Raw genomic sequence first — 25,177 nt, 5'->3', positions numbered from 1 at the left:
CTCAGGTTGAAAGAGGGAGCGGCGGCGTCTTCTGAAGTGGGGAGGGAGGGGAGGGTGAAGAAGCGCCGCTCCCGGGCAGAAGGTGGTCTATCCCCTAAACCCTTGCTAGGCCACCCTCTGCCCGGGAGGCCGGGCGCTCGTCGCGTCCGGCTGTTCCCGCGTTGCGTTTCTTGCGCCGCAACGTGCGCGTTCGCTGCGCTAGCAGCTGATTACTTCTCGTTTTCCACCAGCGAGATGGGTTCGCCCTTCTTGGCGATCAGCGGCATGCTGATCGCGTGCGCCGGGCAGGCGTCTACGCAGGAGCGGCACTTCGTGCATTCGCTCCATGCGGTCTCGGACAGCTCGGGATGGCGCGGGTCGATGCCCTCCTCGCAGGCGCGTCCGCAGGCGCCGCACTTCTTGCCCTGGGCCGTTTCCAGGCACTTCGCGTTGTCGATGGTGGGCTTGAACGTGCGGTTCAGCTTGGCGATCAGGCTCATGAACGCCGAAAGCGGGCACAGCTTATGGCACCACTTCTTAAACAGCAGCACCTCGGCGATCAGGATGGCGGGCACCACGATGAGCGACCACGTCACATCGCCTTGCGCGAACAGGTTCACCAGCAGCAGGATGGTGGCGAAGGTCAGGCCGATGGGGCACACCAGGCAAAACACCGGGAAGCCGAAGATGAACGTGGACAGCAGCGCGCCGCCCAGCACGAAATGGCGGGCATCCACGGCGTCGCCGCGCTTCTTCGCACAGCTTGCGCAGCCGGCCAGGCCCTTCGAGTCCTTCTCGCAGCCGGTTGCCAGCGCCGCCTTCTCGTCCTCGGTCAGCGGTGCGATGTCGGCTGCGGCCTCGGTCGCCTTGTCGTCTGCCTGCTTCGCGGCCCTCGTCTTCGCGGCCTTCTTCTGCTTCTCGGGTTTGGCGAATATGCCGCGAAGCTTCTGCACCAGGGGAACGGGGCATATCCAGCCGCAGAACGCGCGGGCGAACACGATGATGAGCACCACCATGATGACCAGCGACACCACGGCGCGCGGCACCATCATCTTGCTGGCGAGCATAGTGCCCAGGGCGCCCAGCGGGCAGAGGATCGAGATATCCCAGACGCCCGGCGCGGAAATGGTGCCGATGCCCAAGTTCGTCAAAAAGCCCACGAACACGATGGCCACGATGGCGAGCGCGGTGATGGTGCGCAGCGTCTTGGAATTGCGTTTCATGACCGCACCTTACCTTTCTACCTGGTCAAGCGGCTTGATGGTGATGGCGCGTGAAGTGGCGCCCTCGGAAATGGAACCGTTTTGCAGCGATACGCACACGCTTTCGCAGGCGCCGCAGCCGTTGCACTTGTTGTCAAGCACCACGGGGCGGTTCTCGTCGTCAAGCGCTATGGCCTCGTACGGGCACGCGTCGTAGCAGAATCGGCAGCCGATCAGCTTGTACGCCAGGCACCAGTCGGTGTTGATGACGGCGCGGCCGATGATGGTGCTCTCCTTCGTGGCGCCCGCGGGCAGCTCCAGCGCGCGCGTGGGGCAGGCCGAGACGCACAGCGGCGTGCCGCCGTTTTCCTCGGTGCACCAATCGCAGTAGTCGTCGCTGAAGTCGAACGTGGGCGTGCGCATGTTCAGGATGCCGTCCTCGATGTGCGCCGGGCGGATGACGTCGCGCGGGCAGATCTCGTAGCACTTCTCGCAGCGGATGCAGGCGCTGATCAGGCGATCCTCATCCTGTCCTCCCGGAGGTCGGATGATGGCCTGCGGGTTCGCCACCTTCAGCCCGCCCAGGCCCAGCATCACCGCGGCGCCGCCGATGCCCAGGCATAGCGTGCGGCGCGTCATGCCGCCGGTTTTCGCTTGCTTCTCCACGGCGGCCTGCGCTTTTGCAGTATCGGCCGCCCCCCCTCGTCTGTTCCGCGCGGCCTTCGGGCAGGTGCGTGCGGTTGTCCGTGTTGTCCATCTCTCCTTCTTTCGCTCGCGCCCGATGCTGGCCTCCCCGTATCCGACGCCCTCCGCGCCGGGAAGCCTGGCGGTGCAAACCGCCGACGCGCCGGCTTCGAAGCGCGTCGGCGGGCGATGCCCGTTACTCGTCCTCGGTCAAAACGTCGTCCAAAAACGCCTTATCGGTATTCAGGAACCCGTCGGTGAGATAGGCAAGGCCCTGATAGAGGTCGGTTTTCGCGAAACGCTTCATGTCGGCATTCATCATGGGAACCCACGACAGCAGATGGTCTTCCAGGAAGTTCTTCTGCGTGGTCAGCAGCGCGGCGGCTTCCTCCTCGTCGCCCTTGCGCAGCGCATCGGCGGTACGGTTGGCAAGCACCTGCTCGAACTCCAGCTCCAGAGCTACGTGGTCCTCGCCTTCCTTCCAGCTGTTCTTCTTGTCAAGGCCGGCGGAGCGGTAGATGGCCAGCACCTCGTCGCGGGCATCCTGCATGAGCAGGCGCTTCTCGGATGTGTACACGCTTTCGAACGGGTAGGCGGCGCTGTAGGCGTCCACGCCGTGGCCGATGAACACGCGGGTGTAGTCCACGGCTAGGTCGGTCAGGCTGTTCTCCCAGGTATTGGACAGGTACTTCGCCAGGCGCAGGTAGCCCTCGTCCACGTCGGCGTTGCCCGCGGAGGCGGGGAAGCGCATGCCGTGCAGCTCGTCAAGCAGCTCCTGGTCGACTTCCACACGGAACAGGCGGCTGAGCAGGCCGTACGTTGCGGCGCGCTGTTCGATCAGCTTGATCAGCTCGTCCATGGAAGCCTGCTCTGCGGCGGTATTGGCGTTCTCGGTCATGGTTAGTCCTCCTTGGAATCGGCCGCGGACTCGTCCGCGACATCTGCCAGCATTTCCAGGCCCTGCTTTCCCGTTTCGGTGGTGAACCAGGCCTTGCGCCATTCCAGCGCGTCGCATTGCTCCAGCTTGTCCACGAAATGCGGGGCGTACAGGCGGGGCTTTTGCACCAGCGGGTCGTTGTCGACCTTGCCGTTGATGACCGGGGTGGCAGCGCCGTTTTCGGCTGCGCACAGCGCGAGGATGCGCTTGTAGATGACCGCGTACGCCGCGTCCTCCTCAAGCAGGGCGCGCAGGCGCTCGGTGGGTTTGTCGGAATCAAGTTTTGCCTGGCCAGGCTCGGTGATACGCCAGAACACCTCAACGGGTTCGGCGGCTTCCAGGTACTCCACGCCGTCCACGACCACGGTCTTGGGCTCGTTTTCCGTATCGTCGGCGGGTTGGCCGTCGGCGGTGATGCGCTCGATGGCGCCGGCGCGCTCGAGCAGGTTGCACAGGTTGGCGGCGGTGTAGACGCTGAAGTTGTCCTGCTGCAGCTCGTCGACGTGGGCGTTCACGGCCTCGGCGGTTTGCGGCTCTTGCACGAAGGACAGGATGCCCAGCAGCACCTTACGGCGCGGGGCCATGGATTTGAACAGGTCGTCGATGCGCTCGGCCGGCGTGCGGTTATCGCTTTCGGCCTCGATTTGCTGTGCGGGCGCATCGGTTGCCGAGCTGATGGCGGTGTAATCGCCGCCCTCGTTTTCATCGTCGTCCGCGCCGGTGTCTTCCAGCGGGTCGAACTCGTCAAGCTCGGAATCAAAGGATAGATCGAAAGTGGAATCAGACATGCTCCGCCCCTCCCAGACATTGCCAACAACAAAACTAGCGTCTGCCTTCTGGCGCGACGCTACAGTGCCGGCCCGTAAGACCGACTCCGGGAACTTCACCCCTGAAGCTCCGACTTTTGCAAACAATGTCTGCCGCGCGCTCGGCGCGCCGGCGGACTCCCCGCGTTGATGATAGGCGCGCCGAACCGACGATGTCAAGGTTCGATTTCCCGTGTCGCATTATTCGACTTTGGGGATAATCGTGTTCACGTTTGACAATGCGCGGAGGGTTGCGCCATACTGCGCGGCGGGGTTTGGGGAAGAATGCAAGTGGACGACGGACCCGGCCGCGTGGGGACGTGCGCCGGTCCGCTTTGGTTTGGAGAAAGGAAGCTGAAGCCATGACCGCTTTTATTCGACCCTCTTTGATTCTTCGCATGGACCTGGACGAACGTTTATTCAACGACGAGTGCGTCTCCGACATCAAACGCTCGTACTCCTATGTGGCGCCGTCGCTTGTGCAGGCGCACAAGCCGGCAGACGGGCAGCGCCCGGAGAACGTGATGCGCTTCATGATCAAGCTGCATCGCGCGTACTGGGACAGCTCTGATGAGGCGGCGCAGCAGCTGTGGGAGGGCGTCATGCCCAAGTGGCTGCACAACATGTTCTCGAAGGTGTCCAACACCATCACGGCTGCCAACAACGTCCGTGCCGAAAACGGCCAGCTGGCGTTTCCGTATCACTGGCTTGAGCTGGAGTTCGGCGACGACGCGCTCGTTGCGGTGAAGACGGGCTCCGATTCGTCGTTCCCTGCCGATGCGGTGGACATGGTCGAGCGCGTGCGCGACCTCATGAACGCCGGTGCGCTGGGGCAGGATATCGCCTGCGTGCGCATCCCGTCGCGCGCCAGCTACGAGGCGCAGCTCGCAGCCGCCGAGCAGGCGCAAGCCGAGGCCGCCGCTGCCGCCGAGCAAGACGAAACCGCAGGTCAAACGGCTGAGCAGCCGCAGGTAGCCGCGCCTGCCGACACCGCCGAGCCCGCTGCCGCGGCGCCTGCCGACGTCGTTGCCGACCAGCCTGCCGAGCCCGTTTTCGCCATGCCCGAGCTGTCCGCGTTCGACGTGGACTACGGCACCTGGGGCATCGAGTACGCCGACGGCTCCGTGCGCGAGTTCGACGCCGCTGCCGGTGCGTTTTCGTAGGCGAACGGCTATACTAACCAGTTGCAAGGGGGTAGACGAGAAAGGGGCAGCAATGCCAAGTGCCAAGAATTTCCTCGGTCTGCTCGAAAAACTTCAGAGCGCCGATATCACGGTTCATCAGAACCGTTGCGCCGTCGTGCGCAATCGCAACGCCACGTGCATGAAATGCGCGGAGGTGTGCACGTCGGGCTGCATATCCTATAACGACAATGAGCTGATCATCTCGCCGGAGAAGTGCATCGGCTGCGGCACGTGCGCCACCGTGTGCCCCACGTGCGCGCTCGAGGCCCATCGCCCCAACGACGCCGAGCTGCTGCATCGCTGCATCCAGGCCATGCGCGCTGCCGACGGCGAGGTGGTCATCGCGTGCGAGCAGATCGTGAACGCTGCGGAAGGGCTGCTTGACCTGGAGAAAGTCGTGTCCGTTACGTGCCTTGGGCGCGTGGAGGAAAGCCTGCTGGTCACCCTGGCCGTGGCCGGCGCCAAGCACATCAGCCTGGTGGAGGGCAAGTGCGCCGCCTGCGAGCACGCCACCGGGTTCCACATGGCCGAGCAGGTGCGCGATACCGCCAACACGCTGCTGGAAACGTGGAACAGCAACGTGCGCGTCGACCTGGTGAAGAGGTTCCCGCACCAGGTGCGCCTGGAGGGCAAATCCAGCTTCGACGCCGGCAAGCGCAGGTTCTTCGAAGAGATGGGCTCCGAGGCGAAAGCCGCCGCCGGCACCACCGCCGACTACGCCGTGAAGGAGACGCTCGGCATCCAGGAGAAGCCCGAATCGCGCTTCCAAAAGGTGATGGAGGACGGCACGTTGCCGCATTTCATCCCCGATCGCCGCGAGCTTCTGTTGAACAGCCTGTCCAGCCTGGGCGAGCCGCAGGACGTCATGATCGAGACGCGCCTGTGGGGTCATGTCATCATCGACCCGGATAAGTGTAGCAGCTGCCAGATGTGCGCGACGTTCTGCCCGACCGGCGCCATCAGCAAGTTCACCGACGAGGACGGCACGTTCGGCGTGGAGCATTTCCCCGGCGATTGCGTGAAATGCCGTTGCTGCACGGACATCTGCCCGCAGCAGGCGCTCACGCTCTCCGACGAGGTGTTCGCCGTCGACCTGCTCTCGGGCGCGGTGGAGCGCTACGAGATGAAGCCGCTCGCGCACCCCGTGGGCGATCCGCACCAGATCTGGCGCACCATGAAGGACCTGCTCGGCTGCGATCAGGTCTACGAGCGCTAATCCGCTTCCATAGCTTCCGCACGCGGGGCCGTCCTTCGGGGCGGCCCCGTTCTTTAAGCCCGTTTTCAGGCTGGGCCGTATACTGTTGACCGAAAGAATGCACGCCTGCGCCCTGCGGCGCGGGTTCGGGAATCGACGGAAGGCATACCATGCAGATCCTCATCGTGGAAGACGACGTGCGGCTGGCCCGCGCGCTGGCGCACATCCTGGAGGAGAACGGCTACGGCACCGACGTGGTGCACAACGGCGCCGACGGGCTGGCCTATGCCGAAAGCGGCATCTACGACGTGGTCATCCTGGACGTCATGCTTCCCAAAATGGACGGTTTCACGGTAGTGACCGAATTGCGCCGCAAGAACGTGAGCACACCGGTGCTGCTGCTCACCGCGCGCGATGCCGTGCCCGACAAGATCACCGGTCTGGACAGCGGCGCCGATGACTACATGACCAAGCCTTTCAGCCCCGCCGAGCTGCTGGCGCACCTGCGCGCCCTCACGCGCCGCCAGGGCGAGGTGATCTTCGAGAAGCTCGATGCGGGCGATCTTTCGCTGAATCTGGAAAGCTACGATCTGACGTGCGGGCAGAAGACCATCCATCTGTCGTTCAAGGAGTTTTCCCTGGCGAAGGTGCTTATGAGCAACGCGGGTCAGGTGGTGTCGAAGGAGCTGCTCATCGAGCGCGTGTGGGGCGTGGAATCGAGCGCCGAGGACAACAATGTGGAAGCCTATGTCAGCTTCCTGCGCAAGAAGATGCGCTTCTTGGGCTCGCAGGCGTGCATCGAGACCATCCGCAAGGCGGGCTACCGTTTCGCCGCCGATGGCGCCGCGGCCTAAGGCGGCCATCCTATGCTGAAAAAGCTCCGCATCAAGTTCATAGCGCTGAACATGGCAACTGTCGCCATCGTGCTGACGGTGATTTTCACGACCATCTGCGTGGTGAACCATCGGCAAAGCGTTGCCACGGTCGACGGTGCGCTCAACCAGGCCATCGCGCAGGCCTCCGAGCACCAGGGCAGGCAGATGGGGAAGGATGCGCTTGGCGAAGGACAGCCCGCGCCCGACGATGGCGGGGCGGATGGGTCGTCGAGCCCTGATGGCCCGGAGGCGCCGGCCCAGGCGTCCGAGCAAGCCGGCGCTGCCGTCGATCCGGCCGTGGGCCGGGAGGACGCCGCGGCCGATGCGCTCGCCGGCTCGGCCGATCAGGATCTCGCCGTTGCCGACTCCTCCGACGTTGCGGCGCCGCCGACCATTGGCGGTCGCGAGCGCGATGGGGGGCAGGTCATCCCCGTGGCCCTGTTCTCCATGTCCGCGGACGGCGACATGACCGCTCTCGGTCGCTTCAACACGGCCTCCATCAGCCAAGACGTGCTCGAGCAAGCCGGTCAGCAGCTCGCCGGAGCCGACGAGGGCTTCGGCAGCTTATCCGACCTGGGCCTGTTCTACGTGAAGCGCCAGGCGGGCGGCGTCATGTACCTGGCGTTCGCCGACATGGGAAGCGCAAGCGGTTGGCGTACCCTGGCGGCCACGCTCGCCGTGGTGGAGGTGGCGGCGCTGGCCGTGTTCTTCGTCATCAGCCTGTTCTTCAGCCGCTGGGCGCTGCGCCCCGTCGCCCGCGCCTGGACGCAGCAGCGACGCTTCGTGGCCGATGCGTCGCACGACCTGAAAACCCCGCTCACCGTCATCTTGGCGAACACGTCCATCGCGCTCGAGCATTCCGAGCGCAGCGTGGCAAGTCAAAGCCAATGGCTCGAGAGCACGCAGCACGAGGCCGAGGCCATGCAGGGCCTGGTGGGCGACTTGCTCGCGCTGGCGAAGATGGACGAGGAGGAGGCCGCCGCGCAATCCGGTGCCGCCCGTCCGGCCTTCGAGGAGGTCGATCTGTCCGACGTGCTCGAAGGCGAGGTGCTGCAGTTCGAATCGGTGGCGTTCGAACGTGGCGTGAAGCTGGAATCGCAGGTGGAGCCCGGTATCGAGCTGCGAGGTAACGAGCAGCGGCTGCGCCGTTTGGCGGGCACGCTCATCGACAATGCTTGCAAGTACGTTGACGACGGGGGAGCGGTGGACGTGTCGCTTTCGCGCTCGGGCAAGCAGGCGAAACTTGCGGCGCGCAACACCGGCGCGCCCATATCGCCCGAGGACCTTCCCCACGTGTTCGACCGCTTCTACCGCGCCGACAAGGCGCGCACGGGCAGCGCCGGCGGGCACGGTCTGGGGCTTGCCATCGCGCGGGCCATCGCCGAGGAGCACGGCGGCACCCTGACGGTCGCCAGCACGCAAGCCGAAGGCACCGTGTTCACCGCAACCCTGCCGTTGAAGTAGCCCGCGAACAGGGGACGGAGGTGTGTTCGCGGTCAACCCCCGCACTTCCGTCGACGTATCCGCGTGAACACACCTCCGTCCCCTGTTCGCGAATCAAACTCCCCGGCCCGCGCCGCTCGCCGCGTTGCTTTCGTGGAAGCTCCGCCGGGGCGCTCATCGGTGCTATCATACGTGTTTACTTGCAAATCACGGAACAAGCGAGGCAGCCCATGCTTTTGTGCGCGCAGTACGTGCTTCCCATCACGTCGGAACCCATCCACAACGGTGCGGTGCTCGTTCGCGACGGCGCCATCCGCGACGTCGGCGACGCCGCCATGCTCAAGTTGCGCTATCCCGATGAGGAAGTCTCCGATTTCGGCCAGGCGGCCATCCTGCCCGGCTTCGTCGACCTGCACACCCACCTGGAGAACGCGGTCATGCGCGGCATCGTCCACGATGTCCCCTATGCTACTTGGATCATGACCATGCGCGAGCTGTCCGCGAAGATGGACGCCGCCGATTGGTACGATTCGGCCATCCTGGGCGGCCTCGAGTCGCTGTCCAGCGGTATCACCACCGTGGCCGACATCACCACATCGGGCGCCAGCTGCACCGCCATGCAGAAGCTGGGCATGCGCGGCGTCGTCTACCGCGAGGTGGGCGCCATGGACCGCCGCCGCGTGGACTTCGCCATGCATCAGGCCGAGAACGACCTGGCCCATTGGCAGGAAGAGGTCGATTCCGACCGTCTTACCGTCGGCCTGGCCCCGTCGTCGCTGTTCACCTGCAACCCGGAGATCTTCCGCAAGGTCGCCCAGCTCGCCTCCAGGAAGAACCTTCCCGTGGCGCTGCGCCTGGCCGGCGACCGCGAGGAGTGCGATTTCGTGCGCTACGGCTCCTCGCCCTTCTCCGTCCACTCCATGGACACCACGCGCTGCTACGTGGAGGTCCCGCCGTGGCTGCCCACGGGCACCACGCCGGTCAACTACGTGCTGAACTGGGGCGCGTTCGAAAGCGACAACGTCATGATGGTGCACGGCGTCTACGTCGACGACCATGACGTGGCCAAGCTCAAGGAATACGACGTCTCCATCGCCAGCTGCCCGCGCATCAACGCGCAGCTGGGCATGGGCGTGGCCCCGCTCGCCGAGTTCCTGAACAACGGCCTGCGCGTTGGCCTGGGTACCGACAGCCCCGCCGCCACCGACTCCACCGACATGATCTCGGAGATGCACATCGGCATGCTCATCCAGCGCGCCGTGAATCCGCGCAGCTTCATGAAATCCTCCACCATGCTGGAGATGGCCACCATCGGCGGCGCCCGCGCGCTGCGCATGGACGACAAGGTGGGCAGCTTGGAAGTGGGCAAGCTGGCCGACGTCATCGCCGTCGACCTGTCCGGCTCGCACCAAACGCCGGCCACCGACCCGGTCTCGGCCGTGGTCAACGCCTGCACCGGCTCCGACGTGCTCATGACCATGGTGGGCGGCAACGTGCTGTACGAGAAGAGCAGCTGGCATGTGGGCGTGGAAGTGGCCCGCAGCATCGCCCGCGTCATCGAGATCCGCAGCAAGCTGAGGTAGCGCGCCATGGGAACGAACCAGAAGCTCACGGCCAAGCAGAAGGCCGAACGCATCAAGGCGGCCCAGGAACGCGAGGCGCGCGAGAAGGCGCGCCGCGAGGCGGCGGCCCGCACGAAGAAGATCTTCACCGTGGTGGTGTGCGTCATCCTGGTGCTGGCGCTCGGCATCCCCACCATCGCGCTGTCCGTGCTGTCCATGTAGCAACCTTCGGTAATCGATAACGCCCCGGTCCCCGAACGCGGCTTCCCTAGGAAGAACTTTTCTGTAAAGGAAGTGCGCGCGAAGGGGGCCGGGGCGTTTGTGCTACCATGAATGGCTGTTGCGCGCAAGCGCGAAAAGAGTAAAGGGAACGCACGCAAAGGGGAATGCTTTGTTTGGTATCGGTGGATTTGAGCTATTTCTCATTCTGCTGTTCGGTTTCCTGCTGTTCGGCCCCGACAAGCTGCCCGCAATGGCGAAAACGCTTGGCAAGGCCATCGGCAAGTTCCGAAACGCGCAGGAGGAGATGAACAAGGTTATCAAGAACGAGGTGTACGACCCCGATTCCGACGAGCCGTTCAAGAACCCGCTCGATGTTATGGAAAAGGCCGCTGACGCCGGCAAGAAGGCCGCCAACGGCGCAAGCAAGGCAGTGAGCAGCGCAAGCAAGGCCGTCTCCTCGCATAGCTCCTCCGCCGCGGCATCCAAGCCGCGCCCGGCGGGCCAGCGGGAAAGCTTCAGCGAGCGCAAGGCCCGCTATGATCGCGAGCGCGCCGCCAAGCAGGCCGCCGAAGCCGAAAGGGCCGAGGCCGCAAAGCAGGCTGCCCTGGCCGCCGCCGATGCCAAGTCGACCGAGGCTGCGGCGCCCGAAACCGCCGTGCAAGCGGCTCCCGCGGCGCCCGCCGCACCGGCGGCGTCCGCTGCAGAATCTTCCGCCACCGAAACGAAGGGGGAGTAACCGATGCCTATCGGACCGGCGCGAATGCCCCTATTCGATCATCTGGGCGAGCTGCGCATGCGCTTGGTGCGCATCGTCGTGTGCCTGCTCATCGGCGTGTGCGTGTTCTACTTCGCCACGCCCACCATGGGCCAGTTCCTGATGATCCCCATCTCCGAGTACCTGCCGAAGGGCCCCGACGGCCTGCCGTCGTTCATGGCCATCGACCCGTTCGAGGCGTTCTCCACCCGCTTCAAGATCTCCATCTGGGCGGCCATCGTCGCTTGCTCGCCGGTTATCCTGTGGCAGCTGCTGGCGTTCTTCCTGCCGGCGCTCAAGCCCAACGAGCGCAAGTGGTTCATCCCCACGTTCGCCGCTGCCGTGGTGCTGTTCATCCTGGGCACCGTGTTCTGCTACTGCATCATCCTGAACCCGGCGTTCCAGTGGCTCACCGACCAGGCTATGGGCCTGGGCACCGTCACGCCGCGCATGGCCAGCTACGTGGACATCATCATCAAGTTCGAGCTGGGCTTCGGCGTCGCCTTCGAGCTGCCGCTGGTCATTTTCTACCTGGTGGTGTTCAACGTGGTGCCGTACAAGAAGCTGCGCGATAGCTGGCGCGGCATCTACGTCGGTCTGCTGGTGTTCTGCGCCATCGTCACGCCCGACGCGTCGCCGGTCACCATGGCGCTCATGTTCGCCGCGCTGATCGTGCTGTACGAGGTATCGCTGCTGCTGGCCCGCATCGTGCTTGCCGGCCGTATCAAGAAGCAGAACCAGGAGCTCGCGAAGGAGGAGGGCGCTGCCCAGGCGGCCGCTCCCAAGACCAAGAAGCTCAAAGCCGTGAAGCGCAAGTAGCTTAGCCGGCAAACATATATGGTTAACCTGAAGGCCCGCTGCATGCGGGCCTTCTTGGGATAGTATGGGGTTCGTACCAATGGCGTGCGGCGCGGGCGCTGCACGGTTTCGCGGATTGAAGGAGCTGCATGCACGAGCTAGGAATCATGACCGGCGTCATGGAGGCGGTGGAGAAGTCCGCCGTGCAGGCGGGCGCCACGAAGGTGCTCAAGGTCACGTTGTCCATCGGCGAGATGACCGAGGCCATCGAGGACTCGCTGCGCTTCGCGTTCGAGGTGCTCACGGAGGGCACCATGAGCGAAGGCGCGGAGCTTGAAATCAACATGGTGACGCCCCGAAGCCTTTGCTTGGACTGCGGTGCCGAGTACGAGCACGACCGTTTCCATATGGTGTGCCCCGAGTGCGGCGGCTACAACACGAAGCTTTTAGCCGGTCGCGAACTGCAGATCGATTCCATCGAGGTCGACCTGCCCGACGACTAACGAGCGTCAGCGCGTCGCTGTGCCGGCGAAGCCGCGGCCGTGCGCGGGGAGGCGCTTCCCCATAGGGCGCAGCCGGAAGGCAACGTGCATTCGCCGCGCCTTTCCAATCCGGTTCATAACTCAAACCGCTGCTTGATCAATAGGAGGATTCAGCATGCAAATCGATATGAAGCAACCCATCCTTGATAAGAACGACCAGCTGGCGGCGCAGCTGCGCAAGCGCTTCGCCGACAACCACGTGTTCGTGCTCGACCTGCTTGCCAGCCCCGGCTCGGGCAAGACGTCCACCATCCTGGCCACCATCGAGGCGCTACGCGACGAGTTCAACATCGCCGTCATCGAGGGCGACATCGCCAGCAACGTGGACGCCGAGAAGATCAAGGCGCAGGGCATCGCGGCCGTGCAGATCAACACGGGCGGTGCGTGCCACCTGGAGTCCAGCATGATCAGCCGCGCCATCGACGTGCTCGACCTGGAGCGCCTGGACCTGATCATCGTGGAGAACGTGGGCAATCTGGTGTGCCCGACCGACTTCGACCTGGGCGAGAACGCCAAGGTCATGATCTTGTCCGTGCCCGAAGGCGATGACAAGCCGCTCAAGTACCCCGGCGTCTTCCAGGCGGCGAAGGTGGTCATCCTGAACAAGGTGGACACCATGCCCGTGTTCAACTTCGATCGCGAGGCGTTCGACGCCAGCGTGCGCCAGCTCAACCCGCAGGCCCCCATCTTCCCCATCGCTGCAACCAAGGGCGAGGGCGTCGAAGAATGGGCAACCTGGCTGGCCGAGCAGATTCGCGCCATCCAGTAGCACGGCGAAGCATATCCCGTCCAAGCGGGCGGCATGTCGCAAGGCATGCCGCCCGCTTGCGTTTCGGGGCACTCAATGTCGTCCCGCTTTAACAGGAGGGGTGACAAGATTGAGCGCTGGCGTACGCGGACGACGGCAAGGGTAGCTTTACGCTGCCCGCCCGCCGTCCCTGGTTCGCTGGTCGTGGGATTCGACCGGTTGCCAAGCTGTTGCATGCTGGCAATCACCTTGAAACACTGCTTGGGCATACTCGTATCCGAAGGAATCCCGCTTGTGCTGAAAGGACAGCTATATGCGAGCGAACGATATGTACGAGGCGTGCGCCGACGCGCTGCGCGCCTATGCGAAGGGCGCCGGCTTCACCGATATGGTGGTGGGGCTTTCCGGCGGCATCGATTCAAGCGTCATCGCCGTCTTGTGCGCCGACGTGTTCGGCCCCAATCACGTGCACGGCGTCATGCTTCCCGGCCCCTATTCCACGGAGCATTCCTTGGACGACGCCCGCGAGCTGGCGGACAACCTGGGCATCGAGACGCACGTCGTGTCCATCTGCGAGCCGTTCGAGGCGTTCGAGGCGGTGCTGCGCCGTTCGGGCTGCGGCAAGCTTTCGGGCACGGCGTCGGAGAACACGCAGGCGCGCTGCCGCACTGTGGTGCTCATGGCGCTTTCCAACGCCAACGGCTGGATGCTCGTGAATACGGGCAACCGCAGCGAGTCCATGATGGGCTACTCCACGCTCTACGGCGACACGGCCGGCGCGTTCGCTCCCATCGGCGGCCTGTACAAGACCGACGTGTACGCCGTTGCGCGCTGGCGCAACGAGCGCGCCGAGCGCGACGGCCAGGTGCCGCCCATCCCCGAGCATGTGCTGGTCAAGCCGCCGAGCGCCGAGCTTGCGCCCGGCCAGGAGGACGAGAAGTCCATGGGCATCGACTACCCCACGCTCGATCGCATGCTCATCGCGCATTTCGAGCACGGCGTCAGCGAGGACGGCCTGGTGGAAGCCGGCTTCAACCGCGCCGACGTCGAGCGCGTGCTGGCGAAGGTGCGCTCGCAGGCCTTCAAGCGAGCCCTCGAGCCGCCGTATCCCGACACCAAGTTCTACGAATAGGGAAGCGCCCACGGCGCTCCGCCGGCAAGTGGGGAAACGGCGCGGCGGCTTCGCTTTTGCCGGCGTCCCTCGGGTGCGCTGGCGAAAAGGCGCCGCGGTGCAGCAACTTCCGCCGGCTGTCGCACGTCCGCTGGCGCCCCGCATATCGAGAAGATGTGACGCGCGCCGAACCGCCGGCCGCGCGCGGGGCGCGTGCGTTACCATGGCTGCGATATCGAAATGGGGGACGGTGCCCAAAGCCGGTTGCACGGCGGCGGGCGCCGTCCCTTCGCCATCTAGTGAAAGAGCATGCCCTACATGAAACGCCGCGATTTCTTCAAGCTGGTCGGTGCCAGCGCCGCCTTCGCCGCCGTGCCCCTGCTGTCGTCGTGCAGCTCCGCCGTGGTCCCTTCGGTCGAGGGGACGGGCGTGCTCGGCCAGCCCCAGGTGTCGTTCTCCGCATCGGTGGACGTGCTCATCCTGGGCAGCGGCATGGCGGGTCTTTCGGCGGCCATGGACCCCTCCGAGGCGGGGTTGTCGGTCATGGTGGCCGAGAAGCTCGACGTGCTGGGCGGCGAAAGCTACGAGTCCAACGCCGTCATGGAGGTGTGCGGCAGCCAGCTGCAGAAGGACGCGGGCATCACCGAGACCTGCGACGACGTGTGGCCCGAGCGCAAGGAGGCTCTGAAGAGCGCCGGCGTGACCGATCTTGAATTCGCGAAGCGCCTGTTCTACGCGGCGCCCGAGTGGGTCGACCGCATGAAAAGCTCGTACGGCGCGCAGTTCGCCGACCCCGCCAGCTATTCCGCCAACGAGGCGAACCGCCGCCGCGTGCTCCCGAAAAACGGCATCGGCGACACGGAGAGCCTCATGATGCCGCTGCGCGACAAGCTGGCGGCGAAGGGCGTGCAGTTCTCCACCGGCTATCGCGCCACCGGGTTCATCCTGGACGAGTCGGGCAAGGTATGCGGCGTGCGTTTCTCCACCAGCAAGAAGGACCAGTCCGGCGTGGTCGACGTGCATGCGCGCGCCGTGGTGGTGGCCACGGGCGGGTTCGCCAGCAACCAGTCGCTCGTGCGCGAGTATCTGTCCGCGTGGGAGCGCATCGGCTGCTACACCGCCGCGTCCATGGGGGAGGGCCACAAGCTGTGCCAGGCGCTCGGCGCGCAGCTCAGCGACATGAGCGTGACCCCTTCGGTGATCAGCGACCTTCCGCAGGCGGCTGCGTGGGGCATGTTCGCGCCAACCATCGTGGTGGACGCGCAGGGCAACCGCTTCGGCAACGAGGACTACATGCGCGACCTGTGCGCGACGTGCTTCACTCAGGAGCGCGGGTATTTCTGGACCATCTTCGATAGCAGCATCTCGGAGAGCGGGCAGGCGCGCAGCGCGGCCCAGGTGACGGCGAAGCACGCATCGCGCCTGGTTGGGCCGTGCGACACGGTGGAACAGCTGGCGTCGGGCATGGGCGTGTCCGAGGACGTGCTGGGCAAGACCGTCGACCGCTTCTCCAGCATGGTGGAGTCCGGCAAGGATTCCGATTTCGGGCGCAAGCAGTTCCTTGAGAACCTCAAGCCGCCGTATTACGCGCTCAAGCAGTTCCCCGTGCGCTTCCGCACGCGCGGCGGCGCGGTGGTGGACGGCGGCGGACGTCTGCTCGACGCCAACGGCAAGGCCATCGCGGGTGTGTACTGCTGCGGCGCCGCCGCACAGGGAGGCGGCGAGAGCCTGACCACCAACGGAGCCTTCGGTATCCTCGCCGGCAAAGCCGTGACCGAGGACCTGGGAGCCGCGTAGCCGCGCACTCGTGCTTGCATGCCCGTCATAGTCCCAGGGTTCTGGGCGGTTTGCTGCATCGAGCCGCGGCGTTCTGCCCCGACCCCCGCGGTTCTGGGCTGTTTCGCAGCTTTTCGGCCTCAAAATTGACATGCTCTCGGAGTTCTGGGCGGTTTCAAGGACTGATTCGGGCCGCCTCTCGGCATAACCCCAGGTCAGCATTCGCGTCGAGGGTCCCATCTCCTCCAAAACCGCCCAGAACTTCGAGGCGCGGATCCGTTATGCTTCGAAATCGTTCGAAATCGCCCAGAACTCGAGATTTTCCGCGCCCCGGCTCGTGCTCCCCCCGTCCGCGTGATTACCCCGGGCGGCGTATGGCGCGCTTGACGCGCTCGGGATACTATGGACGGCATGGGTAACCTTCTTATGACATATCGCGACATGACGGCGCGTGACTGGCTGGTCGACGCCGCGGTGGCGCTGGCGGCGTTCGCCGTAGGCTGCCTGCAGCTTATGCTCACCGCGTCGTCGATCATCATTCCCGACCTGGCGCTTCGCCAATATCTCGGCGTGGTCAACGTGGTGCCCGACCTGCAGGTGTTCGTGGGCCTGGGCATGACGGTGGTGCCGCTCGTGCTGCGCCGCCGCTTCCCGCTGCCCGTGTTCGCCGCGTGCCTGGTCATCTTCCTGGGCCTGCAGGTCAGGTTCTCGGGCTTCTCTATGACGGTGGTCGGGCCGCTGGTGGCGCTCTACACCGTGGCCGCCGAATGCGGTACCGTGCCCGGCGTCGCGTGCGGTGCGGCGGCGGTGCTGTCGCTGCTGTTCGCCGGCGCGCCCATGCAGGCCGCCAGCATGGTGTTCTTCACGCGCTTCCAGAACATTGTGCTCATGGTAGCGGCGGTGCTCGCCGGCTACGCCTATCGCACGCACGTGGCGTACGTGCACGCGGTGGAGCAACGCGCGGTCGAGGCCGAGCGCACGCGCGAGGAGGAGGCCGCCCGCCGTGTGGAGGAGGAGCGCGTGCACATCGCACGCGAGGTGCACGACATCACGGCGCACTCGCTCTCGGCGGTGAGCATCCAGCTTGCCGCGGCCGAGCGGCTGGTGGAGCGCGATCCCCAGATGGCGAAGGAGGCGGTGTCCACGGCCCGTGCCACGGCGAAGGCCGCGCTCGACGACATCCGCTCGATGATCGGCGTGCTGCGCCACGGCGACGACGCGGCCGAGACCATGCCCGCCGCCGGCACGAACCAGGTGGACGAGCTGGAGTCGTATCTGCGCGGCGCCGGTCTGGACGTCGAGCTCGACATGGCGGCGTACGATCGAACCCGCGTGCCCGCGCATATCGACATGGCGCTGTTCACCGTGGCGCGCGAGGCGTGCACGAACGCGGTGCGGCATGCGCGGGCGCAGCGCGTGTCGCTGCGGTTTGCGGTGGAGGGCGACACGGCAACGCTCTCGGTGATCGACGACGGCGCCGGCTGCGGCGTGGCGGCGCAGCCGGCCGATATGGCGGCGCTCCAGCTGCCCAGGGCTGCCGACGGCGCGGGCCATGGCGTGGCGGGCATGGCCGAGCGCGTCCACGTGCTCGGCGGGTCGTTCTCGGCGGGCGATGGCGAAAACGGCGGGTTTTGCGTGCGCGCGAGCATCCCGCTTCACGGAACGGAGGCATAGCGAATGGAGCAGACGCTCAACGGCGAAGGCGTGGCAAGCGCGTCCCTGCAGGCGGCCAACCCGGCAAGCCCTGCAAGCCCGGCCGGCACCTCCCCGCAGGCGGCAAGCGCCCCGGGCGCCCCGCGTCCCGTTCGCGTTCTGGTGGCCGACGACCAGGACCTGGTGCGCAGCGGTTTCCGCATGATCTTGTCGTCCTATGACGGCATCGAGGTGGTGGGCGAGGCGCGCGACGGCGAGCAAGCGGTGCAGCTTGCCGAGCGCCTGCGTCCCGACGTGGTGCTCATGGACATCCGCATGCCGCGCGTCAACGGCATCGACGCCACGCGCGCCATCCGCTCCAACGTCGCCCTCGCGGACGTGCAGGTGCTCATCCTCACCACGTTCGACCTGGACGAATACGTCTACGACGCGCTGTCGGCGGGCGCCGGCGGCTTCCTTCTCAAAGACGCCGAGCCCGATGAGATCGCGTCGGCGGTGCGCGTGGTGGCGGCGGGCGAGGCGCTTATCGAGCCGTCCATCACGCGCCGGCTCATCGAGACGTTCGTGGCGGCGCGCCCGGGCGTGCCCGCGGGCGCCGCGGCGCGCGGCATCGACCAGCTGACCGAACGCGAGCGCGAGATCCTCACGCTGGTGGCGCGCGGCCTGAACAACGACCAGATCGGCGAGCGCCTGTTCATCAGCCCCGCAACGGTCAAAACGCACCTCGCGCGCATCATGGCCAAGCTTGACGCGCACGATCGCGCGCAGCTGGTGGTGCGCGCCTACGAGAGCGGTTTGGTGAAGCCCGGCGTGGCATAAAAAGCCGGCGAAAGGGGGAGCGTCGGCGGCTATCGGCCGCCGGCGCTCCTTCTGTCTTATGCGCTTGCACAAGAACTTTTCGGAGCACGCTATAAATCACCGTAATCCACTTGCAATCGGACGGTCGGCTGCTATAGTAGGCAATGTGTTTAGCACTCGTTACCAAAGAGTGCTAGCACTCAGAAAGACAGAGTGGTTAAATAACGGGTATGCGAAACCAATCTCGCGTAATCGATGCGAAAGGAAGGCAGCGTTATGAATCTGAAACCCCTGGGCGACCGCGTTATCGTGAAGGCCGACGAAGCTGAGGAGACCACGGCTTCCGGTCTGTTCATCGCATCCGAGGCCAAGGAAAAGCCTCAGAGCGGCGTCGTTCTGGCAGTCGGCGCTGGCAAGCCCGATAAGGACGGCAACCTGGTTCCCGTTCCCGTGAAGGTCGGCGACAAGGTCGTCTACGGCAAGTTCGGCGGCCAGGAGATCAAGGTCGACGGCGAGGATCTGCTCATCCTCCGTGCCGACGATCTGTACGGCGTCTTCGAATAAGTTTCGATCGTTTCACCTCGTCAGTAAGCATGGGCCTGCGCCCGGTATCTTGGAACCGCGCGCAGGCCGCATTCGAAAGGAAGCTTTAGAATGGCTAAGGATATCAAGTTCGAGGCTGATGCCCGCAGCGCTCTTGCCGCAGGCGTCAACAAGCTGGCAAACGCCGTCAAGGTCACGCTCGGCCCCAAGGGCCGCTACGTCGCCCTGGAGAAGTCCTTCGGCGCTCCGCTGATCACCAACGACGGCGTCACCGTCGCCAAGGAAGTCGAGCTGGAGGATCCGGTCGAGAACATGGGCGCCCAGCTCATCCGCGAGGCCGCTGTGAAGACCAACGACGTCGCCGGCGACGGTACCACCACCGCCACCCTGCTGGCCGACGTGATCGTCTCCGAGGGCCTGCGCAACGTCACCGCCGGTGCTGACGCCCTGGGCATCCGCCGCGGCATCCAGAAGGCAACCGACGCCGTGGTCGAGGCCATCAAGGCCGACGCCACCCCGGTTTCCACCACCGAGCAGATCACCAACGTCGGCACCATCTCCGCCGGCGACGCCGTGATCGGCGCTAAGATCGCCGAGGCCATGGACGCCGTGGGCAAGGACGGCGCCATCTCCGTCGAGGATTCCCAGACCTTCGGCCTGGACATGGACATCGTCGAGGGCATGCAGTACGAGCGCGGCTACATCAGCCCCTACATGGCCACCGACATGGAGAAGATGGAAGCCAACCTCTCCGACCCCTACATCCTGCTGACCGATCAGAAGATCTCCAACATCCAGGACATGGTCCCGCTGCTGGAGCAGATCATGAAGACCGGCCGTCCGCTGTTCATCGTCGCTGAGGACGTTGAGGGCGAGGCTCTGGCCACCATCCTGCTGAACAAGCTGCGCGGCACCTTCACCGCCGTGGCCATCAAGGCCCCCGGCTTCGGCGACCGCCGCAAGCGCATCCTCGAGGACATCGCCGCCGTCACCGGCGCGCAGGTCATCGACAAGGACTTCGGCATGACCCTGGCCGATGCCAAGATCGAGATGCTCGGCACCGCCAAGACCGTCAAGGTCACCAAGGACCGCGCCCTGATCGTGGACGGCGCCGGCGACAAGGCCGCCATCCAGGAGCGCATCTCCCACATCAAGAAGGAGCTGGAGCGCGTCGACTCCGACTTCGACCGTGACAAGCTCCAGGAGCGCCTGGCCAAGCTGTCCGGCGGCGTGGCCGTGCTGAAGGTGGGCGCTGCCACCGAGGCCGAGCTTAAGGAGAAGAAGTCCCGTATCGAGGACGCCCTGCAGGCTACCCGCGCTGCTGTCGAGGAGGGCATCGTCGCAGGCGGCGGCGTGGCTCTGATCAACGCCATCCCGGCTCTGGACACGCTCGAGATCACCGATCCCGACGAGAAGGTCGGCGTGGAGATCATCCGCAAGGCCATGGAGGCCCCCATGCGCGCCATCGCCCAGAACGCTGGCTTCGAGGGCTCCGTCATGGTCGACAAGGTCCGCCACATGGAGAAGGGCGAGGGCGTGAACTTCGCCGACGGCACCACCGGCAAGATGATCGAGATGGGCGTCAACGACCCCGTCAAGGTCACCCGCACGGCTCTGCAGTCCGCTGCTTCCGTGGCTGCCCTGATCCTCATCACCGAGTGCACCATCAACGAGATCCCGAAGGATCCCGATCCGGCGGCCGCTGCTGCTGCCGCAGGTGCAGCCGGTATGGGCGGCATGATGTAAGCAACAGGTTCATAAACCTTGCAGCAAAAGGGTCCGCTTCGGCGGGCCCTTTTCGCGTCTTGTGGGGAAGCCGCGGCGGCTGTCGCAGCCTCGATATGCGCAGTTACGGTGTTAGGCGCGACCGCGGCGAAGATCGTCCCGGGCGCAGCCACCGCGGCTTTGCCCGGCATATCGCGCTGTGGCGGGCAAAAGCGCGCACTGGGAAGCCCGAATCGCCTCCTTGGGTTCCCCGGGCGGGCGCCCGCCGTCTCCATTCGATCGTCAGAATGCAACAAAAACGCCCTCCTGCGGTTGCAGGAGGGCGTGTGCGGTTTCGTATGCGGTTAGCAGGAGGTCGGGGTCCCTTACAAGCCCTCGGCCTGGAAACGGCGCAGGAGGGCTTCCTGATGGTGCGAGTACTGCAGTGCGACGTCCTTCGCCACCTTGCCCTCGCGTACGGCGTTGAACAGCGCCTGGTCCATGGTCTGCATGCCGGAGGCGCCGTTGGAGGCGATCACGGAGTCGATCTGGTAGGTCTTCTCCTCGCGGATGAGGTTGCGGATGGCGGTGTTCATCTGCATGACCTCGAACACGGGGATGGTGGTGCCGTCGAGCGCGGGGATGAGCATCTGGCTGACCGTGGCCTGCAGCACGAGCGACAGCTGGGTGCGGATCTGGCGCTGCTGGCTGGCGGGGAAGGCGTCGATCATGCGCTCGATGGTGTCGGCGGCGCTGGTGGTGTGCAGCGTGGAGAGCACCAGCTGCGTCATCTCGGCGGCGTTGATGGCGGTGCCGATGGTCTCGGCGTCGCGCATCTCGCCGAGCAGGATGACGTCGGGGCTTTCGCGCATGGCCGAGCGCAGCGCCTCGGAGTAGTTGGCGATGTCGGTGGGGATCTCGCGCTGCGTGATGATGCAGGAGCCGTGCTTATGCACGAACTCGATGGGGTCCTCCATGGTCAGGATATGGCCCGTGCGCTTGTGGTTCATGCGGTCGAGCATGCATGCCAGCGTGGTGGACTTGCCGCAGCCGGTGGGACCCGTCACCAGCACCAGGCCCCTGTTCAGGTCGGCCAGGCGCATAACGGACTCGGGGATGTTCATCTCGTCGGGGTTGGGCAGCCCGAAGGGGATGACGCGGATGACGGCGCCATAGGAGCCGCGCTGGCGGAAGATGTTGGCGCGGAAACGGCCGACGCTCGGGACGGCGAAGCTGAAGTCGTCGTCGTGGTTGACGCTGTCGGTGAACAGGCTCAGGTCGCGCCCTGCCAGTTCGTAGATCGTCTGGATGTATTCCTGCGTGTCGGCCGGGGTGAGCGGGGCCGTGTCCGTGCGCACATGCGATCCGCTCGCCTGGTACGCCAGAGGCAGGCCGGCGATGATGAACACGTCGGAGGCGTGCACCTCGATCATCTTCTCGAGTAGGCTTTTCAGTTGCATGGCGATCCTCCTATGCTGTTTCTTCTCGTCATTAGTTAGTGGAAAGAAGAGCTTGCTCGGGAAGCTCTTGCGCGGTAGTCATCTTCCAGGCGTCCACGGTGCAGCCGTTTGCGGCGATGGTCGCCGTGGCGGCAAGCTCCTTGCCGTCCTGCGCGACGACCGTGAACGTGACCTGCGTGCCCGCTACGTCGATGAAGGACCGCAGGTCGTGGGCGCCGCTTGCCTCGGCGGCGTTCTCCAGCAGCTTGTCGGAGCGGTGCTGGACCAGCGCGGTGGCCTCTGCGGGCGAGTTGCTTTCGGAGAGCTGCTCATCGATCCGGGCGAGCAGCGCTTGGCCGAAGGCATCGAGCTCGTAGGTTTGAGACAGCGCGTCTGCCTGCCGCTGGGCCATGGCCTCGGTTGCGTGCGTGGTGGTGACGCACAGCATGGCCAGCACCGCCAGCAGCAGCACGGACACCAGCGTCAGCAGCGTGATGTGGCCGATGCGCACCCCTTCCCCGGTTTGCCTTGCCATGCTATCTCACCCCGCTTTCGTATCGCGACGCGTCGAGCGCGTACACTTCCCCGGAATCATCGCTCACGGTGATGTGCGCCGTGTACAGCGTGCCCCGGCCCTGCGCGTCGGAGTCGACGTTACAGCTGACCGTCAGGCCGTCGGAGCCGTCGACGGTGGATACGTTCCCGGCGGCCACGCCCTGGCCGACCGTCTTGCCGGCGGCGACGGCCGCAGGGTCGGAGGAGAACTCCTCGGCGGCGTTCTGGGCCAGCAGCGTAGCTTTTGTCAGCTCCTCGGCCTGATGCGCCGCAACCGCCGAGTGCGCGAACAGCTGCGTGAACACGGCCATGGATGCGATCAGCACCGCCATAAGCACCAGCGCCTCGATGAGGAACGCCGTGTTGACCTTGGTTTTGGAAGCGTCTTCGATCTGTTCGTTCCTTGTCATCCTAGGCACCTCCCTGCATGTAGCGAAGGGCCACCTCGGCGGTTCCCTGATCGGTGGTCACGGCCAGAAGGCCGTTGGAGTACGAGAAATCGAAGGTGTCGGAAGCCGTCACCTCAGTGGCCTTCTCGGGCGTGTACCCGCTGCCTGCCAGGCTGTATTCCTGCACCACTTTGCCCTCGTACAGGTAGAAGCGCGTCTCGTACGTGCCGGAATCCAGCGCCTCCAGCACCACGAGCGACTTGCCTTCCGGCCCCTGGCCTTGGGCGATGGCGCCCTTGGAATCGTTGGCGCGCACGACGTTGCAGATAAGCCCCGCCCCTTCGCGCTGTGTGCTGCTGGCCTGCTGGTCTGCGGAAATGGCTTTGTATACGGTCACGCCCGAGATCATGGCCAAGAGCAGCGCCGCAAAGAAGACCGCTAGCAGCAGCGTGGGGAAGGCGCGCCTTGCGGCGGCGCCTTTTTCGTTGGACGGCGTACCTTGCGTCACGGAAGCGATGGCGTGGATGCGCTGCTTGTGGGTTTCTTTCGCCTGCGGGTTCATCGGGGCGTCACCACCACGCTGGGCATGATGTTGTCGGCGAAGCACTCGTAGGTGATCACGTAGTCATCATGGTTGATGATCAACCCATAGCTTTCCTCGAGGTGCTCGAGCGAGCTCGGGTAGCTGCCCTCGATGGCGCAGCACTGCTTGGCCGAGGCCAGGATGGAGTCGCGCAGCGCCACGGCACCTTGCGTCTTGGCGTTCTCCTGCACGACGCTGTATACGGCGAAGGCGGCGAGGGCGAGCGCCGCCACCAGGCATGCGGTGACGACGATGCGCTTGCGCCGCCGCTTGATTTCGTTGTCGGTGAGTTCGTGGAACATGGCTGTTACCTGCGATTTCGCTATGCGATCGAGCCCATGATGCCGATGAGCGGCAGCATGACGGCGATAAGGGTTGCGCCGACGGCGATGGTCAGGAAGGCCGCCAGCGTGGGTTCGACCCGGTCGACCGCGGCGTCGATCTGCATGTTGGCGTCGTCGAAGAACACCTGCGCAAGATGGCCGAGCACCTCGTCGACGGAGCCTGCGCGCGTGCCCATGAGCAGCATGCGGCCGTACACGGGCTCGACGATCTCGTGCTCGTTGATTGCCTGGGCAAGGCTGCGCGGGCTCTCAAGGTCGATCATGGAATCGTAGGCCGCCTGCAGCTTCGCCTTAAGCTGCGCGTGGTCGATGGTGGCCATGGCCTTGCGCATGGCGTCCTCTTCCTGCACGCCCGATGCCACCAGGGACGAAAGTGCGCTGACGAAGCGGGAGAGCGCCAGCTGGTACATGGCCCGGCGGGTGCCCGGGTAGCGCTCGAGCATCTTCAGCACGCGGTTGCGCCCGCCCTCGCTGCGCGCGCAGATGGTGATGTACAGGGCGGCAATGGTGGCGACCAGCACGATGGCCAGGGCGACCCAGCCGATGGCGACGGACACGCCCACGGTGTTGAAGGATCCCGAGGTCATGGAGCCGGACAGGTTCTCATAGGCGCTGGAGAAGATGGGGAGGATGACCGCCACGGTGAACACCAGGATGACGCTCATGATGCACAGCAGCGCCGCCGGATAGCCGACCGAGTTGCGCAGCTTGGCGAATGCGCGGCCTTCGCTATCGTAGTAGCGCCCGAGGCTGCGCAGCACGCGCTCGGTGCGGCCCGACGCCTCGCCGACGCGCACGGTTTCCGTTGCGTAGGCGGGGAAGGCGCCGGTGGCCTCCATGGCGTCGGCAAGGTTGGATCCTTCGACGACTTTGGAGTAGACCGCGTCGCAGACGCGCTTGAACTCGGATTGCTCGCGGTTCTCCGCAAGCATGTGGACGGCTTCGTCCGTTTGGACGCCGGCAGCCAGCATGGTCGCCACGCTGCTGCAGAACGCGCTGATGGCGCCGCTCTCCAGAAGCTTTCCTGTCATCGGTACCTCCTGGGTTATCGGTTAAAACGTTCGTTATTGTCTCACATATAGTAGGCGATGACGTGCGTTTTCGCCTGTTTTTGAGAAGAAGCTGATACCCCGGGGCCACTATGTAGCGGGCGAAGGGATTTTAGTAGCGAGCGCTTTCGCCCGCGCGGGGTGGGATGCCGGTGGGACAGGGGGGTTGCAACACCATGCGCCACCTGGGGGAACGGGGGTTGGCTTCGGGCGGCGCTTTCGGCAGCGATTCGGCGGGCTCCGTCCCTGCCGCATGGCTGCGGGGATGTTGCGCGGCTAGTACACGTAGCGGTCGGTGTAAC

At 65.3% G+C, this 25,177-nt stretch carries 25 protein-coding genes and 1 pseudogene; 16 read left to right on the top strand and 10 right to left on the bottom strand.

Features of this window, described 5'->3' with window-relative positions:
- Nucleotides 1–209 precede the first annotated feature (209 nt).
- The 4 genes from RDW26_RS08315 to RDW26_RS08300 form a co-directional block, all read right to left on the bottom strand.
- Nucleotides 210–1,202, bottom strand: a complete 993-nt coding sequence (locus RDW26_RS08315; RefSeq protein WP_307983232.1) for a 4Fe-4S binding protein — start codon at nucleotides 1,200–1,202, stop codon at nucleotides 210–212.
- A 9-nt stretch (nucleotides 1,203–1,211) separates the two neighbouring features.
- Entirely contained in the window at nucleotides 1,212–1,847 is a 636-nt protein-coding gene (locus tag RDW26_RS08310) for a 4Fe-4S dicluster domain-containing protein (RefSeq protein ID WP_307983231.1), read from the bottom strand.
- A gap of 214 nt (nucleotides 1,848–2,061) precedes the next feature.
- A complete protein-coding gene (locus RDW26_RS08305) occupies nucleotides 2,062–2,763 on the bottom strand; it encodes a molecular chaperone TorD family protein (protein WP_307983230.1) in 702 nt (233 codons plus the stop codon).
- Between the two features lie 2 nt (nucleotides 2,764–2,765).
- A complete protein-coding gene (locus RDW26_RS08300; protein ID WP_307983229.1) occupies nucleotides 2,766–3,590 on the bottom strand; it encodes a hypothetical protein in 825 nt (274 codons plus the stop codon).
- 380 nt (nucleotides 3,591–3,970) lie between these two features.
- Between RDW26_RS08300 and RDW26_RS08295 the strand changes: the two genes are divergently transcribed.
- From RDW26_RS08295 to groL, 16 genes are all read left to right on the top strand, one after another.
- A complete protein-coding gene (locus RDW26_RS08295; protein ID WP_307983228.1) occupies nucleotides 3,971–4,771 on the top strand; it encodes a hypothetical protein in 801 nt (266 codons plus the stop codon).
- A gap of 52 nt (nucleotides 4,772–4,823) precedes the next feature.
- Nucleotides 4,824–6,008 carry a 4Fe-4S binding protein gene (locus tag RDW26_RS08290; RefSeq protein ID WP_307983227.1) on the top strand — a complete coding sequence of 395 codons (1,185 nt, stop codon included), beginning with the start codon at nucleotides 4,824–4,826 and terminating at the stop codon, nucleotides 6,006–6,008.
- Between the two features lie 149 nt (nucleotides 6,009–6,157).
- A complete protein-coding gene (locus RDW26_RS08285; protein ID WP_296131814.1) occupies nucleotides 6,158–6,841 on the top strand; it encodes a response regulator transcription factor in 684 nt (227 codons plus the stop codon).
- 12 nt (nucleotides 6,842–6,853) lie between these two features.
- Entirely contained in the window at nucleotides 6,854–8,326 is a 1,473-nt protein-coding gene (locus RDW26_RS08280; protein WP_307983226.1) for a HAMP domain-containing sensor histidine kinase, read from the top strand.
- A 209-nt stretch (nucleotides 8,327–8,535) separates the two neighbouring features.
- Complete coding sequence (locus tag RDW26_RS08275; RefSeq protein WP_307983225.1) at nucleotides 8,536–9,888, top strand: amidohydrolase family protein; 1,353 nt, start codon at nucleotides 8,536–8,538, stop codon at nucleotides 9,886–9,888.
- Between the two features lie 6 nt (nucleotides 9,889–9,894).
- Entirely contained in the window at nucleotides 9,895–10,089 is a 195-nt protein-coding gene (locus RDW26_RS08270; RefSeq protein ID WP_042432613.1) for a hypothetical protein, read from the top strand.
- Nucleotides 10,090–10,258: 169 nt separating this feature from the next.
- A complete protein-coding gene (locus RDW26_RS08265) occupies nucleotides 10,259–10,825 on the top strand; it encodes a twin-arginine translocase TatA/TatE family subunit (protein WP_307983224.1) in 567 nt (188 codons plus the stop codon).
- A 24-nt stretch (nucleotides 10,826–10,849) separates the two neighbouring features.
- Nucleotides 10,850–11,662 carry a twin-arginine translocase subunit TatC gene (gene tatC / locus RDW26_RS08260; protein ID WP_307983223.1) on the top strand — a complete coding sequence of 271 codons (813 nt, stop codon included), beginning with the start codon at nucleotides 10,850–10,852 and terminating at the stop codon, nucleotides 11,660–11,662.
- 128 nt (nucleotides 11,663–11,790) lie between these two features.
- A complete protein-coding gene (hypA, locus tag RDW26_RS08255) occupies nucleotides 11,791–12,144 on the top strand; it encodes a hydrogenase maturation nickel metallochaperone HypA (protein ID WP_118350724.1) in 354 nt (117 codons plus the stop codon).
- 154 nt (nucleotides 12,145–12,298) lie between these two features.
- Nucleotides 12,299–12,952, top strand: a complete 654-nt coding sequence (gene hypB, locus RDW26_RS08250; protein WP_307983222.1) for a hydrogenase nickel incorporation protein HypB — start codon at nucleotides 12,299–12,301, stop codon at nucleotides 12,950–12,952.
- A 292-nt stretch (nucleotides 12,953–13,244) separates the two neighbouring features.
- Nucleotides 13,245–14,063, top strand: coding sequence for an NAD(+) synthase (nadE, locus tag RDW26_RS08245; RefSeq protein WP_307983221.1), 819 nt, complete (start codon nucleotides 13,245–13,247; stop codon nucleotides 14,061–14,063).
- 297 nt (nucleotides 14,064–14,360) lie between these two features.
- On the top strand, nucleotides 14,361–15,839 hold the full coding sequence (locus RDW26_RS08240) for an FAD-dependent oxidoreductase (protein ID WP_307983220.1): 1,479 nt from the start codon (nucleotides 14,361–14,363) through the stop codon (nucleotides 15,837–15,839).
- A gap of 390 nt (nucleotides 15,840–16,229) precedes the next feature.
- Nucleotides 16,230–17,492 (top strand): histidine kinase, encoded by a 1,263-nt coding sequence (locus RDW26_RS08235; protein WP_307983219.1) that lies wholly within the window; start codon nucleotides 16,230–16,232, stop codon nucleotides 17,490–17,492.
- Nucleotides 17,493–17,495: 3 nt separating this feature from the next.
- Nucleotides 17,496–18,290 carry a response regulator transcription factor gene (locus tag RDW26_RS08230; RefSeq protein WP_307983218.1) on the top strand — a complete coding sequence of 265 codons (795 nt, stop codon included), beginning with the start codon at nucleotides 17,496–17,498 and terminating at the stop codon, nucleotides 18,288–18,290.
- Nucleotides 18,291–18,545: 255 nt separating this feature from the next.
- Nucleotides 18,546–18,833 carry a co-chaperone GroES gene (gene groES, locus RDW26_RS08225; protein ID WP_042432634.1) on the top strand — a complete coding sequence of 96 codons (288 nt, stop codon included), beginning with the start codon at nucleotides 18,546–18,548 and terminating at the stop codon, nucleotides 18,831–18,833.
- A 90-nt stretch (nucleotides 18,834–18,923) separates the two neighbouring features.
- Entirely contained in the window at nucleotides 18,924–20,558 is a 1,635-nt protein-coding gene (gene groL, locus RDW26_RS08220; protein WP_307983217.1) for a chaperonin GroEL, read from the top strand.
- A gap of 344 nt (nucleotides 20,559–20,902) precedes the next feature.
- Here the strand turns inward: groL and RDW26_RS08215 are convergent.
- From RDW26_RS08215 to RDW26_RS08190, 6 genes and pseudogenes are all read right to left on the bottom strand, one after another.
- Nucleotides 20,903–21,994: pseudogene (locus tag RDW26_RS08215) on the bottom strand (type IV pilus twitching motility protein PilT); the annotation flags it as partial.
- A gap of 13 nt (nucleotides 21,995–22,007) precedes the next feature.
- Nucleotides 22,008–22,490 carry a hypothetical protein gene (locus tag RDW26_RS08210; RefSeq protein WP_307983216.1) on the bottom strand — a complete coding sequence of 161 codons (483 nt, stop codon included), beginning with the start codon at nucleotides 22,488–22,490 and terminating at the stop codon, nucleotides 22,008–22,010.
- Between the two features lies 1 nt (nucleotide 22,491).
- Nucleotides 22,492–22,920, bottom strand: coding sequence for a hypothetical protein (locus RDW26_RS08205; RefSeq protein ID WP_307980086.1), 429 nt, complete (start codon nucleotides 22,918–22,920; stop codon nucleotides 22,492–22,494).
- A 1-nt stretch (nucleotide 22,921) separates the two neighbouring features.
- Nucleotides 22,922–23,461, bottom strand: a complete 540-nt coding sequence (locus RDW26_RS08200; protein ID WP_307980088.1) for a DUF4860 domain-containing protein — start codon at nucleotides 23,459–23,461, stop codon at nucleotides 22,922–22,924.
- On the bottom strand, nucleotides 23,458–23,784 hold the full coding sequence (locus tag RDW26_RS08195) for a hypothetical protein (RefSeq protein WP_307983215.1): 327 nt from the start codon (nucleotides 23,782–23,784) through the stop codon (nucleotides 23,458–23,460). Before RDW26_RS08195 ends, RDW26_RS08200 begins: the two co-directional genes overlap by 4 nt.
- A 20-nt stretch (nucleotides 23,785–23,804) precedes the next feature.
- Nucleotides 23,805–24,857 (bottom strand): type II secretion system F family protein, encoded by a 1,053-nt coding sequence (locus RDW26_RS08190; RefSeq protein WP_307983214.1) that lies wholly within the window; start codon nucleotides 24,855–24,857, stop codon nucleotides 23,805–23,807.
- Nucleotides 24,858–25,177 lie beyond the last annotated feature (320 nt).

Source organism: uncultured Senegalimassilia sp., from assembly GCF_902464545.1.
Classification (GTDB): Bacteria; Actinomycetota; Coriobacteriia; order Coriobacteriales; family Eggerthellaceae; genus Senegalimassilia.
This window is presented reverse-complemented; position numbering and strand designations above follow the sequence as displayed.

What these genes read in the sequence shown, in the direction of transcription:
- RDW26_RS08275 (WP_307983225.1), top strand. Translation starts at nt 8,536, where the DNA reads ATGCTTTTGTGCGCGCAGTACGTGCTTCCCATCACGTCGGAACCCATC.
- RDW26_RS08190 (WP_307983214.1), bottom strand. Translation starts at nt 24,857, where the DNA reads ATGACAGGAAAGCTTCTGGAGAGCGGCGCCATCAGCGCGTTCTGCAGC.
- RDW26_RS08305 (WP_307983230.1), bottom strand. Translation starts at nt 2,763, where the DNA reads ATGACCGAGAACGCCAATACCGCCGCAGAGCAGGCTTCCATGGACGAG.
- RDW26_RS08205 (WP_307980086.1), bottom strand. Translation starts at nt 22,920, where the DNA reads ATGACAAGGAACGAACAGATCGAAGACGCTTCCAAAACCAAGGTCAAC.
- RDW26_RS08280 (WP_307983226.1), top strand. Translation starts at nt 6,854, where the DNA reads ATGCTGAAAAAGCTCCGCATCAAGTTCATAGCGCTGAACATGGCAACT.
- RDW26_RS08240 (WP_307983220.1), top strand. Translation starts at nt 14,361, where the DNA reads ATGAAACGCCGCGATTTCTTCAAGCTGGTCGGTGCCAGCGCCGCCTTC.
- hypA (WP_118350724.1), top strand. Translation starts at nt 11,791, where the DNA reads ATGCACGAGCTAGGAATCATGACCGGCGTCATGGAGGCGGTGGAGAAG.
- RDW26_RS08195 (WP_307983215.1), bottom strand. Translation starts at nt 23,784, where the DNA reads ATGTTCCACGAACTCACCGACAACGAAATCAAGCGGCGGCGCAAGCGC.
- groL (WP_307983217.1), top strand. Translation starts at nt 18,924, where the DNA reads ATGGCTAAGGATATCAAGTTCGAGGCTGATGCCCGCAGCGCTCTTGCC.
- RDW26_RS08295 (WP_307983228.1), top strand. Translation starts at nt 3,971, where the DNA reads ATGACCGCTTTTATTCGACCCTCTTTGATTCTTCGCATGGACCTGGAC.
- RDW26_RS08285 (WP_296131814.1), top strand. Translation starts at nt 6,158, where the DNA reads ATGCAGATCCTCATCGTGGAAGACGACGTGCGGCTGGCCCGCGCGCTG.
- hypB (WP_307983222.1), top strand. Translation starts at nt 12,299, where the DNA reads ATGCAAATCGATATGAAGCAACCCATCCTTGATAAGAACGACCAGCTG.
- RDW26_RS08290 (WP_307983227.1), top strand. Translation starts at nt 4,824, where the DNA reads ATGCCAAGTGCCAAGAATTTCCTCGGTCTGCTCGAAAAACTTCAGAGC.
- RDW26_RS08270 (WP_042432613.1), top strand. Translation starts at nt 9,895, where the DNA reads ATGGGAACGAACCAGAAGCTCACGGCCAAGCAGAAGGCCGAACGCATC.
- RDW26_RS08210 (WP_307983216.1), bottom strand. Translation starts at nt 22,490, where the DNA reads ATGGCAAGGCAAACCGGGGAAGGGGTGCGCATCGGCCACATCACGCTG.
- RDW26_RS08230 (WP_307983218.1), top strand. Translation starts at nt 17,496, where the DNA reads ATGGAGCAGACGCTCAACGGCGAAGGCGTGGCAAGCGCGTCCCTGCAG.
- RDW26_RS08200 (WP_307980088.1), bottom strand. Translation starts at nt 23,461, where the DNA reads ATGAACCCGCAGGCGAAAGAAACCCACAAGCAGCGCATCCACGCCATC.
- RDW26_RS08235 (WP_307983219.1), top strand. Translation starts at nt 16,230, where the DNA reads ATGGGTAACCTTCTTATGACATATCGCGACATGACGGCGCGTGACTGG.
- RDW26_RS08315 (WP_307983232.1), bottom strand. Translation starts at nt 1,202, where the DNA reads ATGAAACGCAATTCCAAGACGCTGCGCACCATCACCGCGCTCGCCATC.
- tatC (WP_307983223.1), top strand. Translation starts at nt 10,850, where the DNA reads ATGCCCCTATTCGATCATCTGGGCGAGCTGCGCATGCGCTTGGTGCGC.
- nadE (WP_307983221.1), top strand. Translation starts at nt 13,245, where the DNA reads ATGCGAGCGAACGATATGTACGAGGCGTGCGCCGACGCGCTGCGCGCC.
- groES (WP_042432634.1), top strand. Translation starts at nt 18,546, where the DNA reads ATGAATCTGAAACCCCTGGGCGACCGCGTTATCGTGAAGGCCGACGAA.
- RDW26_RS08300 (WP_307983229.1), bottom strand. Translation starts at nt 3,590, where the DNA reads ATGTCTGATTCCACTTTCGATCTATCCTTTGATTCCGAGCTTGACGAG.